Source organism: Vibrio clamense, from assembly GCF_050337905.1.
GTDB classification, from domain to species: Bacteria; Pseudomonadota; Gammaproteobacteria; order Enterobacterales; family Vibrionaceae; genus Vibrio; species Vibrio cortegadensis.
Map to the genome: position 1 here is coordinate 150491 of NZ_JAKJTJ010000022.1, position 13632 is coordinate 164122.

The window sequence follows — 13632 nt, forward strand, 5'->3', positions numbered from 1 at the left end:
TGCTTACGAACCTTGATTATCAGATAATTGTATTGAGTTAGATATGGAGCCTTGATTGTGTTTAACAACCTTTAAAGCCTGATTGCGCATAGACTTACCAGTCGCTGGCTCATTGAATATTTCGAGTAGTCGAGCTTGAATTGATGACTTTGAACAAATCACAATACCATGTGTGTCATGCAATGCTTCAACAATCTCTTTAAAATTAAAATAACTCGGTCCAGTAATGATAGGGATACCCAAAGCGGCAGGCTCTAACACATTATGCCCGCCGACTTTCTTGCCGAGTAAGCTACCGCCCATAAAACAGACATCTGCTGCGCCCATCAGTACTAGCATTTCACCCATAGTATCACCCAGATAGACTTGGGTTTCTGTTGATAGGGTTTTAGTTGCTAGGTCTTTAATTGCCGAAGCTTCGGTTGATGAGGTTCCAGCAGCTGAGGCTCCAACGGTGATAGTTTCATCCGAGGTGCGCCTCGTGCTTGTAAATTTTAAACTTTTACATAGATCAAAAACTTCATCAAAACGTTCAGGGTGGCGAGGGACAAGGATCAGCAACGCATCAGGATGCTGCTTTAATACTTCTGCATGAGCAGCAAGCACTTGCTCGTCTTCCCCTTTATGCGTACTAGCTGCAATCCATATTGGGCGATCAACGCCTAACTGTTCCCGTAGAGCTTTACTTTGTTCAATGGTTTGATCAGAGATAGTGATATCGAATTTTATCGAACCTGTGGTCACTAGCTTCTCTTTACTAACACCAAGCTGAGCAAAGCGTTCCTTATCGGAATCAAATTGGCATAGCACTTTCGTCAAACATTTTTCAATTTGATTAAATAGCGGTTGAACCTTAGCGTAGTTCAGGAAAGATTTTTCAGATAGACGCGCATTCACCACATAGATAGGAATGCCGGCTTGGTTTACTGCGTTAACCGTATTTGGCCACAATTCGGTTTCAATGATAAGCATTTTACTTGGCTGAATCGCTTTCAAGAATCCTTTTACAGCAAAAGTAAAATCCAGTGGCATGTATCGGTGTTCAATCATTGTGTGAGCACTTGCTAACTTGGCTATTTGCTCTGCACCCGTGCTTGTTGTTGTGGTCACAATAATCGGTTGCTGCGGGTTTTGCTCTAGCATTTTTTTGATCAGTGGCGTGGCGGCAATGCTTTCCCCTACCGACACAGCATGAACCCAAACAGGCTTGATATTACTGTTTTCTGCTGCATTGATAAGCGGAGGCGTGACGCCAAAATGCTCTTTCCAACGAGAACCAAACTTAGGCTTATTGGGTTTCGACTTATATAACCCAAACAATAATAGGGGGGAAGCTAAGCTAAGCAGTAGCGTATAGATCAAGCGAACAATCATGCTTCACTCGCTTGGTTTGGTTGCTCTTTCGCTAGTACTTTGACTGATTGACGTTCTAAGCACTCTAAAATTTGCGTAGGGTACAACTCTTTCATGCACTTCGAATGACCAAGTGGGCATTCGCGTTTTTTACATGGAGAGCACTCAATACCAGTGTAAAGAATATCGCCAGTATGAGTTAATGGCGGTGCATAATCTGGAGAAGTTGGGCCGTAAACGCCGACCACATAGCAACCGACCGCCGATGCCACGTGCATCAATCCTGAGTCATTACTCACCACGCTTTCACATGCAGCCAGTAGATCAACTGCTTCAATTAACGAAGTTTTTCCCGCCAAAATATGAATGTTGGAGTGAAGCTCTGATGGAATGCGGCTGACAATGTTTTCACAAACCGGTAAGTCGTTTTGAGACCCAAATATCCATACTTGATAGCCTTTCTCACACATTGCTTCAGCGACAGTAGCATAGTGCTCTTGCGACCACATTTTTGCAGTACCAAACGCCGCGCCAGGGCTTAAACCGATGGCCTTTTGGCTACGATTGAGCTGATGCTTTTCTAAAGCGGCATCTTGTGCGATTTTATCAATATGTAGGCTAGGGTAGGGTTGTTTGTCTAATCCGCCAAGCGAACTCGAATCGATCATGTTCACTTTTGGATAGCCAAGAGCAATGTATCGTTCAACCATATATTGGAACGATTTTTTGTTCGGGCGAATATCGTTCAACAAACCGTAACGCATTTCACCTGTCCACCCAATACGGGTTGGAATGCCTGCAAACCAAGGGATCAGAGCTGACTTGGCTGAGTTTGGCAGGATATAAGCGTGTGTGTAATGCTCATTTTTCAGCTGTTTTCCTAAGCCACGACGGCCAAAGAAATTAAACTCACCATGACCAAGAGGCATTTCAATGGCTTGATTGACCTCCGGCATACGTTCTAGGATTGGTTTGCACCACGCCGGAGCCAAGACATCAATCAAAGCGTCTGGTTCTTGCAGTTTGAGAGTCATGTAGAGTGATTGCGACATCACCATATCACCGATCCAAGATGGACCAATAATGAGAATTTTTTTTGCAGACATCACTTCGTCTCTCTATTCATTATCTTTTTGTGACGCACTTACTTGCTCCGCATAGCGTGATCGCATTTCTCGGTAGAAATGACGTCCATCGGTCTGTGTGCGTAAAAATCGTAGCGTCCACATATAGTGTTCAGGTTGTTTTCCGACAAAACTCTCAATCGCTTGATTCATCTCTCGCGCATTCTCTGCATCACTGCCATTTTGCGCTATCGGAGGAAGGAACTCTATCACGTAACGGCCTGTCTCTGGATCTATGGAAGCGAAAGTAGGAATGACGATCGCTTTAGATAGCTTTGCAACCTTTGCTAAACCTGGAAATGTGGCTTTGGTGGTGGCAAAAAAATCAACGAACTCACTTACCTCTTCACCATGATCTTGATCGGGTGAGTAATAGCCAAAGTAGTTGCCTTTAATGGCTTTCACATAAGGTTTTATTCCGGCAGAGCGCTCATAAACCCTACCACCATATTGCACTCGTTGTCGGTGCATCAGCCAATCGGATATCAGATTTTTCTGCTGCTTGATCATGGCAACTAAAGGGATACCTTGCGAAGCTAATACCACGGCTGGCACATCAATTGCCCAAGAGTGTGGAACGAAAAGAACAAACTTCTCTTCTCGTTCTATGCATTGATCCATATAGTGTCTGTTGATCATGTCAGTATTAGCTTGTAGCCACTTTGCTGAACGTGATGAAAGCAAACTGAATCGCATCATCACGATTCCAGCAGAGTACAAGCTCTTATACACTAATGTCTCTCGAGCGGTATTATCGAGCTGAGGAAAGCAGTGCAAGAGGTTAGCTCTGATATTATTAACGGCATTACGATTGGACTTGATCATATGTGACGCAATCAAATGTGCTAACCATTTATGTACTTTGAGTGGCAATAGGGCAAATGGCACGGAGAGTATAACGGCTAACCAGGTTCCCCAATATTTAGGCGCAAGAAATCGCCACTCAAAAGTGGGGTTATAGGCTTTAGGATCAAAATCGTTTTGGTTTTTATTCATAATTTTTCTAGAGTGATACTTCGCTAAATACCAGAGTGTCTTTCTAACCCATTACTTATTAATCATTGGCATGTATTCAGCGATACCTTCCGCTACGGATTTAAATTGATGCTGACATCCTGCCGCTCGCAATTTGGTTAAGTCAGCTTGAGCGAATTCCGGATAGGTTTCTTTCAATAACGCTGGATCGTCAATCGCCTCAATCTCACTTTTCCCATGATACTGAACAACAGCTTTAGCCATATCGCCTAAAGATTCAGCTTGGCCCGTTCCGACATTGTAAATACCAGAGATACCATTTTGTAAAAACCAAAGATTTACCGCGACAACATCGCTCACGTGTACGAAGTCACGCTTAAAGTGTTCGCTGCCAGCGACAATAGTCGGCGCATTTCCTGCGTTGAGTTGTTGGTTCAGTTGGAATGGGAGTGAAGCCTGCTCACCTTTATGTTGCTCGCGCGGGCCGTAAACACTGAAATAACGCAGAGCGGTAATTTGAGAAAGCGTTTCACCGTGCGCTTCTGCATCTTCCCATAAGCGGCGAACATAGTTATCGAACTGCTGTTTAGAATAACCGTAAACATTCAGTGCACTTTCAAATTGCTTCTCTTCAATGAAGTTGTCGCTGCGATCACCATAAATTGCGGCTGATGACGCGTAAAGGAATGGGATTTGACGCTCTAAACAGTAATGCAGCAGCTCTTTTGAATACTCATAGTTGTTGAGCATCATAAATTTTCCATCTGTTTCAGTTGTATCAGAGCAAGCTCCTTGGTGGAAAATCGCGTCAATAGGGCCAAACTCTTCGCCAGACATTAGCTGAACCAGAAAATCATCACGATCCATATAATCGGTGATATCAAGATCCACTAAGTTTTCAAATTTCTTACCATTTTTTAGATTATCGACAACTAGAATGTCGTTAATGCCCGATTCGTTTAATGCTTTAACAATGTTGCTGCCAATCATGCCAGCGCCACCAGTAACGATAATCATAAATATTCCACCAAAGATAAAAAATACTTAAGAATTTTAGCAGAGAAGAGAAATGGTTACGAGTATGTCATGTGGGTTGGGTTTAAGTGGTAAGTATGGATATCGATTCAAACAAAAAGGCTGACAATAATGCCAGCCTTTGGTTTTTTATTTGCGTGCTCTTTATTTATGAGTCCGCTAGATTCGTACGTCGTCGCTTCATGGTTTACTCAACGCTGTTAGGGCGCTGATACCACTGGCTTCTTGCGTCTGTCTCATCAAACAGGTGATATTTACGGTTCAGAGTTTGTCCGCCATCACGAGTAATTGGCTGCCATGCAATATTGCCGCGGCTGGTGCTTGGCTTAACGGTTAAAATATCAAATGGAATCGAGATGTAGAAACCTTTGTTATAGCTGCCTTCACCATACTCTTCGGTGGTTAAATCCGTTACCGTTGCAAACGCACCGACAATCATGCCTGATTTAAACTGCTTAGAGAAATCGACGCGGGTACCCATATCGCCGCCTAAGAATTTACCGACACTCACCTTAAATAGCGTGTTCTGCAATAGAGACCATTCAGGCATGTAGTAACCGGTTAATTGTCCTGTTGTGCCTTTATCTAACACATACGCTTGGCAGTTAACTTGGCCAGGAGAGCAATTGCTAGCATCATAGCCGTCGTAATACACATAGGCTGAATCAAAAGTACCGAACCAGCTATCAGGGTCACGTTGAGAAACAAGGTTGGCATCTAAACCAATGGCCCAATTCTTGTTCATTGGTCGATACAGTACTTCGCCACCTACACCAGCAAACATGGTTTCTAGGTAGCCACCGTAAGCTTGGGTATAAATCTCATCAGTCGGTTGTTCAAACCAAGTGAGCTGCAAATTACTCAAGCGTATAGGGTTATCATGTACATAAGATCGGAACATAGTACGAACACGAGGAACCGCGAAGTTGTTGATGTGTGGGTTTTGCTCAATGTAGTTAAATTTGTCGTAGTTATCCGCCAAATTAAAGTAGATTGAACCACTTGCTTCTAGGTTATCCGTCAGCCACACATTAGCATCCGTATTGAAACCGATGTTATATAGATAGAACGCCTCTGGCCCACCTAAAGACTGTGACAGTACAGGTGATAAACCAACATTCCAGCGCTCTTTATTAGTCGCAAGCGTTGAGCTTGTTGAGCCGTCTGATGCACTTTTCTGTTGGCTTTCACTATGTGGCTCAATTTGCTGCGTTGCATCACTCGCTTTAGCGCCAATGTACTGATAAGTCGCGGCTTGGCGATATTGCTCTGCATCGACTTGAGTTTCTGTTAGGTCAATACCGTGGTTATTTTCAACGATACGATAAGTCGAAATTGTCTGCGGAGTGTCGTTTGCAAGAATGGCGGCCACGCGATCAACCGCTTCATCACGGTTGCGGTACTTAACTTGCTTACCCGTTACAATTAAGGTATCGCCATCTTGTTCAATAGTGCTTTGCTCATAACCCGCATTGTTTTCTAATTGCTGTGCGACCTGCTGCCAATCTGTGGATTGTTCTTGATCTGCATTCGCGCCTTCATCATTGGTGAACTCCGAAGGTCGAGCTGACACCGCTTGTTTTGGTTCATCGCGCCATACCGCTTTCATTTCATCAAAATTGGTATACAGATTGAATCCGAACGTAACAGTATCACCGCGTTGGTAGCTGAGTTTCGCATCGCCCCAATTACCAAATTGATACAGCACGCCAATATTCCATGGCGTATGTTGAGGCATTGGCTTCGTTTGATACTCTTCGCTGTAATCATTGGCGTCATATTCGAGTTTTAAGCGCAGTGGCTGATAAGGAGTTTGATATTCAATTCCGCCATATAAAGCTGCAGGGCCTTTAAACCAACGCTCAAAATCAACACTGCCGCCGGCGCCTTTAAATTCACTCGCACGGTCGCAGAATTTGTCACTGACTTTACAAAATGGATTGGTGAAGTTGCCGCTTTGGCCAATATAACCCCAGCCCATACCTAATGTGACATCAAGTGGTCCAAAGTTCTTAGTACCAGCAATAAACTCCCCATCAAACAGGCCTGTGCCACCAAAATCACGGATACCGATAGATGTTTCAGGCAACCAGTAGCTCTCTTCTAGCAAGCGGAATTTAAAATCGATCCCTTTATCGGTATATAAGTTATCGCCACTGTAATTAGGGTCTGGATTAAACAGCATGTCTGGCACGCGAGTATAGCGAATGGTGGTTTCGAACCAAGGGAACAACTGAATCGAGGTGTAGTAGTGTTGGTAGTCTTCATTAATGTTGACCCCAAAATTAAACTCGCCCTCTTTTGCCATTCGTCCGCTTGGCATCTGCATTAAGCCCACACCGCCAAAATCGGTTTGAGAAGGACGTAACTGGACGGGGTGCAACTTGCTAACGGTTTGTTCGCTGGTGGTGATAGATTCATTTGCGAACGCTGGATTTAATACTAGTAACAGTGAAGTAGAAACCAGAGTTCTAGAAATCAGGGCTGTAGCGTTGAATCGTGCTGAACGTGAGGTTGATTTATCAATAGAGTGAGTATTCATTAACCTTTAACCTCATATTGCATTGGGGGGGTCTGTATAAAGCTGTTTTTTATAAAGCTGTTTTGTATAAAACCAAGCAGAGTGACGATATCTTGTTCTAGCTTTTTAAGATCATTATCAAACACGCTTAAACCTGAAGAATTAAAGCCAATAAAAACAGTGCTACCGGGCATTAGGTTCATATGCTGGTTATTCCAGTAAGCGAAGCCTACTTTTTGAGTTCGGCCGTCAGGGGAAATGACCCAGGCATCGCTATTGTTTGATTGAGCGAGTAGAGCCGTTTGTTGAATGTAGTCGCCAAGTTGTTTGCTCGCGCTAAAAGGTTGCTGCGTTTGTTCAACAAGACCAAAAAAAAGAACAGTATCAGGGCGTGAATTTAACTCTAAAGCATAAGACCCAGGAAGCGAGGGGTTAAGAGATGGGTCTAAGCGAATCGTATCTAAATCAAGGTTGATATCTTCACGGTATGCGAACGACACCTGCTTGAGTTGCTGGAGTAGCATCGCTGCGTTTTGTTGGTAATCAATGTCTGAACTTAATGCTTCAAGCTGTTGAACAACACTATTGAACAGCGCGTCTGCTTGACTCTGTTTATCTAAATTAAACAGCTTATAGCCTTCTGGGTATGGAGAATAAGAAGAGGCGGTTTGAGCTGCATATTCTTGAACGACAGACTCTTGATCGAAATATAGCTGATTAAGAGCATCACTTAGTACGCGATCAAGTCGAACACTTTGATCATACTCCAAGCCAATACCTTGCAGAGTCATTGAAACCGTTGTGTTCTCTCGGTTGTCGGTGGCATTCGCAGAGCTGATAACCCCTAACGGCAAAGCCAGCGCCAGCAAACCGACCTTAAGCCATTTAAGTGGCAAATTGATTGATAAATTCATCATAGCTACTTCGGACATAGTTACTTTGGACATGGTTACTCTGGATATGGTTACTCTGGATATAGTTATTCTGGATATAGTTATTCTGGACATAGCTACTCCGCAAAAGGCTTAAGGATATCGATTTCGATACGGGTCATATCAGGGCCGACATATTGAATGCTTTTGACTACGTTTCCGTTATCGGTAATCCAATATTGGTTAGTGAAACTCTGATCCAATTGAGGGAGATGAACCTGCTCTTGCCATTGAGTGGTATTTTTCGACCATATTACAGAGTCAAGTTTCTGTTTGCCCTGCTTTATTAGAGTGATATCCGCTTGATAGCCGTAGTGATTACCTTTAGGCCAGTCATAGGTTGCATGCTGAACCTTGCCCTCTAGCCACTCGTTGTGGGTTTGGGAATCTGAGTTCGTATGGGGTTGGTTTATAACTTTAGAACGACGAGCAAGGTTTTCAGTTGGCAGTTTCAACGTTTTGATTACTTTGCCATTCTCGGTTACCACCATTGCATTGTCTGATGATACCCACTTAAGTTGAGTACTTCCCGTTGCTGGGTTTTTCTCAGCAAACGCCAACACCATAAACACGCGAGCGCCGTCGTTAAAACGCATATAGCTGCTGGCATAAGGCAGTTTGTTAATATCTTCTGCTGTCATAGTGATATCATCAAAGCCATAGGCGGCCTCTTTGATGGTGTCATTCACATGCGAAAATTTTTGTACGCAGCCAGTGAGTAGCGCCACGCCCAGCAAGCCAGCGGCTTTCCAAGTAGAACTACCAAAATGATTGAATTTCATGAGAGAAAACAGCCCTGTATTAAAGTTTTTGAGTAAGCCTTCAGAGGATATGTTGAAACCTAGACTTTGAGCGTTAGTTTATTATTAATTGTGGTGCTAATAAAGAGCGAGTCATAGCAAAAAACCAACGCTTTCACGTTGGTTTTTATTATCTAATCAGGTACAAACAATCGCGATTAAAGCTGTTTGTACCATGATGTCGTGGCTTATTTAGCAGTACCAGTAGTACCAGTAGTACCGTCGTTGCTGCCTGAAGCAACAGCTACAGTTGTTACTGCTACAGCCGCGCCAACAGCAACAGCCGTTGTTGTTGCAGCACCAGCCGCAGCACCAGCCGCAGCAGTACCGCCAGCAGCGCCACCAGTAGAAGCACCAGCCGCTGCAGTTTCAGTTGCTGCGAAAGCAGAAGTAGAAGCAGCAAGTGCAACTAGCATTGTTAGAGCGATACGTTTCATATCTTTTCCTTGTTAAATATACAGTTTTAAACATCGATGTTTGAAGCTCATATTAAACTTCAATTACTGATGATAATGTAACCGGAGGCATATTGTAAACCAAAGGCGTATGTTTTTGATTATTACAGAACACTCTTCCTTATTACTAGCCCCGTTTTTTATGTTATTAATTGCACCGTAGACGCAAATATGGATAATAACCACACTCTTTTTTGAGTATAAAATAAAAAGAATAATTAAAATTGAATGAAACATCTGGACGACTCGTTTCGTGACAGATGGCGCAGTGTGGTTTGCGTTGACACCAATGGGCGGTAGCGTATTTACGTGCTTGCCTAGCTGCGAATGAAAACTCTTTATATATGAACGTAATGGTTAGTTCTACAAGGATAAATACATGCAAAAATATGGGTGGCTAAGGCCAAGTAACATGGCGCTCGCTATTGCTATGTTGACCTCTTCCTCTGTATTTTCTTCCCCTTGGCTTGAATCTCAAGATCCATTCTTACGCTCCTCTCTACTTTTATTGTCTGATTCCGGAAAAATCTCGTCTCCGGTAAATCACTACCCTGCCCGATGGTCACTGTTTGGTGATGATCTTGCAAACTTAGTTCCACAAAATGCCCAATACGATAGTTCTAGTATCGTAGTCGCCAACCAACAGTTAAAGCATGCACTTCAATCGGCAAAACTTAATCGTGGGAACCGCCGGGCGAAATTGGTTTACGGTAACGAAGCCAAGGCTCTGGGTAACTTATGGGGTAGTTCATCGGGTAGCTACGGCCAATTTAGCCGAGATGAGTGGGGCGCTTACGCAAGTTATGAACATCTAGATAATGATTTTGCCTTTCGTTTGTCATCCGGTTACAGCGATTACAATGGTGAGACTGAGGTGGTATGGGACGACTCATACCTCTCTTTGAACGCCGGATCTTGGCTGTTCTCTTTCGGCATCTTAGAGCGTTGGTGGGGTCAGGGTTGGCAGCATAACTTGATTCTAGGCTCTTACGCGAAATCCACACCAGATATCAGTGCGAACTATATCGCTGAGAACAGCCTTTTGGGTGTATGGAGCATAGAAACGGTATTAGGTAAGTTAGATGAAGCTGAATTCGACTACCACAGTGCAAACCGTTTGGTCGCCAAACCATTCTCTATTTTTGAATATGGGTTAACCTACCAGCACTGGTTCGATAAATTAGGCGATCAAGGAGAGAGTCAATTAGCTCTGGATGCCAAGCTTACTCTACCTCATGTATCCTCTCTTTATCACAGTCTCTACACTGAATTGGCTTCAACGTCTGAGTTATCCTCCGTTGGCGCTTGGTTGATAGGGTGGAGTGGAAGTGTTGAGGTAGCTGAGCATACTGCTCGTCTTGTTTTTGAGTCACAACAAGCGACATCTAAGCAAGATAGCGACCAGTGGCGATACGATTCTAGAGTCATTGATTATCCATCATCGAACAAACGGCAGTATCAGAATACTTATCAATTGGACGATAGCGTTTCTGCAGCGATCTATCTTCAGTTGAACAACGATCACAACATGAGTGTGAGCTACAAAAAATCAACCATTGAAACGGACACAATAAAAGTCACACAAGCCACCTATAGGCTCCCTGCTTTATCTGGCATGGTTCATTTTGGTGTGGATTATACTCAAATGAAACAAGACAACGAAACGAATATTTGGACTGGCTATGAGTTTAGGTTTTAGCTTCAATCTACCTAGAACCTAGAACCTAGAACCTAGAACCTAGAACCTAGAACCTAGAACCATTAGCCTCTAACTAAAGCATTAATTGAAACAGGCAACAGCATACATGTTCAGTAAAAAAACAGTCTTCGCTCTGATAGCCAGTGCCATAAGCTCCGGTGCATTAGCATTTAATCCAACGCCAGCACAGTTGCAACAATTTCAAAGTTTACCTAAAGCGCAGCAAGAACAACTTGCTCGTCAATATGGTGTTGATATCAGCGTTATCAGTGGCAAAGGTTCAAGTACGGCTAACGAAAAGAAAGCCGCTGCGCCTCAAATAGAACGCACTACAGCGCAATTGAAATCACGCCCTGCTTCAAACGTGAATAAATCGGATCAGCTTAAGCCCTTTGGTTATGATGTATTACTCGGTGAGCCATTGGAATTTGCCAATGTTGATAACCTGCCAGTTCCTCTTGATTATGTTATGGCTGCAGGCGACGAAATCAAAGTACAGGTTTATGGTAAGACGAGCCAAGATTTAAGCTTAACTATCGATCGTGAAGGCTTTATTCATTTCCCTGATTTTGGCCCGTTAGCGGTGTCAGGACAAACGTTTGAGCAGCTTCGTACCCAAGTTATAGATGTAATTAAACAAAAAATCATGGGTGTGGATGTTGTTGTCTCTATGGGTTCGATGCGCGCAATGCAAGTCTTCATCGTTGGGGAAACCACTCAACCGGGGGCTTACAACGTCAATGGCTTAACCTCTATGACTCAAGCACTGCTCGCGAGCGGTGGAATAAAAGAGACGGGTAGCCTGCGCAACATTCAATTGAAGCGTAAAGGCAAGGTGGTCGCTACATTAGATATGTACGACTTGCTCCTCAAGGGAGATACCTCAAGTGATGCGCGCCTATTAGCAGGAGATACGCTTTTCGTTCCAGCTAAAGCATCGAATGTGACTCTTGAGGGTGAAGTGATTCGTCCCGCACTCTACGAATTAAAGAATAACACCACCATTGGTCAGTTATTGAGTATTGCTGGAGGTGCGAAGCCACAAGCTTATCTTTCTCAAGTTAGTGTTCGACGTTTTACCTCTAACGGTATTCAGCAAATCACTTTAGATCTCGCTAAGTCAGCGGATCGTCGATTTGTGGTAAAAGATGGAGATGACATTCATATTGCACAGTCATCCAACTCACTGAAAAACGCGGTAGCGGTTCGTGGTGAGGTCGTGAGACAAGGGGCATTCAACTTTACTAAAGGGATGCGAATCAGTGATGTCATTGGCTCAATTGAAACCGATCTAAAACAGAGTGCCGATCTAAAATACGCGCTGCTCGTGCGTGAGAAAAATGACAACCGTGACATCGACGTTTATCAATTTAATCTACTTAACGCGATCACTAAGCCTCACTCAAAAGATAATCTTTTGCTGGCGGAACGCGATCAACTGTTTATTTTTGATAATGGTATTGAGTTGGGTTACTGGTTTGGCGCTTATGCCAATAAAAAAGCCAGCGCAAAAGCTGAATCTGTGGTTAAAGAGTATGTCGATGCTGAAACTGGCGCGGTAATCCTTGCGGAAGATACTGACAAGTTAAAGGTATCTAATGATAAACAGATTCTCTCTCAAGGTGGCGAGATTCGTAAAACCAGCCGTGAAGAGTTATTGAGCCCAATCATTGAACGCTTGAAAGCTCAATCTACCTTTGAGCATCCTGCCAGACTGATTGAAATCTCCGGTGCTGTGAAGTTCCCAGGCATCTACCCTTTACCAAAAGGTGAAAGTATCAGTAAAGTAATTGCTGCCGCTGGGGGATTAAAAGAGCAAGCTTATCTTAAGAGCTCAACCCTGACTCGCCGTAATACGCAAAATGATAAATTCTCAGTATCTCATATCAACTTCTCTTTAAGTGATGAGCTTGACGGTAATTCAACGGTAACGGTGCAGCCGCAAGATCATATCGTAGTGAAAACGCAACCGAATTGGCAACGAGATATGATCATTGAGTTGCAAGGAGAAGTGGTCTTCCCAGGCACTTATACCTTCCAACGCGGTGAAACCTTGCAAGATATTATTCAACGAGCAGGTGGCTTTACTGAGTTTGCTTACCCTCAAGGGGCGATTTTTAGCCGTGAGCGTTTGAAGCGCCAAGAGCAGGAGCGTTTAGACCTGCTTAACTTGCAACTTAAGCAAGAGATCGGCGGCTTAGCGCTGCGCCGTCAAAATTCATCAGCGACTTATACCACAAGCCCAACGGATGCGCTCTCCATTGCTGATGAGTTAGCAAAAGCAGAAGCAGTAGGTCGATTAGTGATCAACTTGCAAGAAGCGATGGCAGGATACAGATCGGCCAATGTGATGCTTGAAAAAGGCGATAAGCTATATATCCCAGCCCTTAACCCAACCATTAGTGTAATGGGTGAAGTGCAATATGCTTCTAACCATACTTTCAAACCGGGGATGACGGTTGAAGACTATTTAGCAACCGCTGGTGGCACCAAAAAACAAGCGGATACTGACCGTATCTATATTGTCAGAGCGGATGGCTCGGTTGACCTGCCAAACAACTCATTCTGGTTTAGCCGTAAAGAGAAGCCATTGGCTCCGGGTGATACCATCATTGTTCCAATTGATACCGATTACCTAGATGGTTTAAGCACCCTAACGTCTGCTACTCAAATCTTGTACCAAATTGGTGTCGCGTGGAGTGCGGTTAAAGACTAACTCTCGTTATTTGTATAATGCA

The 13632-nt window shown here is 43.7% G+C and carries 10 protein-coding genes; 2 read left to right on the forward strand and 8 right to left on the reverse strand.

Translation table 11 applies throughout. The features are described 5' to 3' along the window. Positions 1-3 precede the first annotated feature (3 nt). The 8 genes from L4C39_RS10035 to L4C39_RS10070 form a co-directional block, all read right to left on the reverse strand. Positions 4-1374, reverse strand: coding sequence for a 3-deoxy-D-manno-octulosonic acid transferase (locus L4C39_RS10035; protein ID WP_429745646.1), 1371 nt, complete (start codon positions 1372-1374; stop codon positions 4-6). Next, a complete protein-coding gene (gene waaF, locus L4C39_RS10040; protein ID WP_429745648.1) occupies positions 1371-2459 on the reverse strand; it encodes a lipopolysaccharide heptosyltransferase II in 1089 nt (362 codons plus the stop codon). Before waaF ends, L4C39_RS10035 begins: the two co-directional genes overlap by 4 nt. A gap of 12 nt (positions 2460-2471) precedes the next feature. Continuing rightward, positions 2472-3473 carry a lipid A biosynthesis (KDO)2-(lauroyl)-lipid IVA acyltransferase gene (locus L4C39_RS10045; RefSeq protein ID WP_429745650.1) on the reverse strand — a complete coding sequence of 334 codons (1002 nt, stop codon included), beginning with the start codon at positions 3471-3473 and terminating at the stop codon, positions 2472-2474. Between the two features lie 51 nt (positions 3474-3524). Next, positions 3525-4469 carry an ADP-glyceromanno-heptose 6-epimerase gene (gene rfaD, locus L4C39_RS10050; RefSeq protein WP_429745652.1) on the reverse strand — a complete coding sequence of 315 codons (945 nt, stop codon included), beginning with the start codon at positions 4467-4469 and terminating at the stop codon, positions 3525-3527. Positions 4470-4674: 205 nt separating this feature from the next. Further along, on the reverse strand, positions 4675-7029 hold the full coding sequence (locus tag L4C39_RS10055) for a YjbH domain-containing protein (RefSeq protein WP_429745654.1): 2355 nt from the start codon (positions 7027-7029) through the stop codon (positions 4675-4677). Continuing rightward, positions 7029-7955, reverse strand: a complete 927-nt coding sequence (locus L4C39_RS10060) for a capsule biosynthesis GfcC family protein (protein WP_429745656.1) — start codon at positions 7953-7955, stop codon at positions 7029-7031. The genes L4C39_RS10055 and L4C39_RS10060 overlap by 1 nt, the downstream gene beginning before the upstream one ends. A gap of 62 nt (positions 7956-8017) precedes the next feature. Next, positions 8018-8722 (reverse strand): YjbF family lipoprotein, encoded by a 705-nt coding sequence (locus tag L4C39_RS10065; RefSeq protein ID WP_429745658.1) that lies wholly within the window; start codon positions 8720-8722, stop codon positions 8018-8020. 206 nt (positions 8723-8928) lie between these two features. Beyond that, positions 8929-9177 (reverse strand): hypothetical protein, encoded by a 249-nt coding sequence (locus L4C39_RS10070; RefSeq protein ID WP_136994023.1) that lies wholly within the window; start codon positions 9175-9177, stop codon positions 8929-8931. A gap of 397 nt (positions 9178-9574) precedes the next feature. On the opposite strand from L4C39_RS10070, the gene L4C39_RS10075 reads away from it, so the two are divergent. Together L4C39_RS10075 and L4C39_RS10080 are read left to right on the forward strand one after the other, a co-directional pair. Continuing rightward, positions 9575-10894 (forward strand): capsule assembly Wzi family protein, encoded by a 1320-nt coding sequence (locus tag L4C39_RS10075; RefSeq protein ID WP_429745660.1) that lies wholly within the window; start codon positions 9575-9577, stop codon positions 10892-10894. Between the two features lie 106 nt (positions 10895-11000). After that, positions 11001-13610: an SLBB domain-containing protein gene (locus L4C39_RS10080; RefSeq protein ID WP_429745662.1), complete on the forward strand. Its 2610-nt coding sequence runs from the start codon at positions 11001-11003 to the stop codon at positions 13608-13610. Positions 13611-13632: the final 22 nt, after the last annotated feature.

Bases quoted from the DNA above. Each gene is read 5' to 3' on its own strand.
- L4C39_RS10065 (WP_429745658.1), bottom strand. From the start codon at position 8,722: ATGAAATTCAATCATTTTGGTAGTTCTACTTGGAAAGCCGCTGGCTTG.
- L4C39_RS10055 (WP_429745654.1), bottom strand. From the start codon at position 7,029: ATGAATACTCACTCTATTGATAAATCAACCTCACGTTCAGCACGATTC.
- L4C39_RS10060 (WP_429745656.1), bottom strand. From the start codon at position 7,955: ATGTCCAAAGTAACTATGTCCGAAGTAGCTATGATGAATTTATCAATC.
- rfaD (WP_429745652.1), bottom strand. From the start codon at position 4,469: ATGATTATCGTTACTGGTGGCGCTGGCATGATTGGCAGCAACATTGTT.
- L4C39_RS10080 (WP_429745662.1), top strand. From the start codon at position 11,001: ATGTTCAGTAAAAAAACAGTCTTCGCTCTGATAGCCAGTGCCATAAGC.
- L4C39_RS10070 (WP_136994023.1), bottom strand. From the start codon at position 9,177: ATGAAACGTATCGCTCTAACAATGCTAGTTGCACTTGCTGCTTCTACT.
- L4C39_RS10035 (WP_429745646.1), bottom strand. From the start codon at position 1,374: ATGATTGTTCGCTTGATCTATACGCTACTGCTTAGCTTAGCTTCCCCC.
- L4C39_RS10075 (WP_429745660.1), top strand. From the start codon at position 9,575: ATGCAAAAATATGGGTGGCTAAGGCCAAGTAACATGGCGCTCGCTATT.
- L4C39_RS10045 (WP_429745650.1), bottom strand. From the start codon at position 3,473: ATGAATAAAAACCAAAACGATTTTGATCCTAAAGCCTATAACCCCACT.
- waaF (WP_429745648.1), bottom strand. From the start codon at position 2,459: ATGTCTGCAAAAAAAATTCTCATTATTGGTCCATCTTGGATCGGTGAT.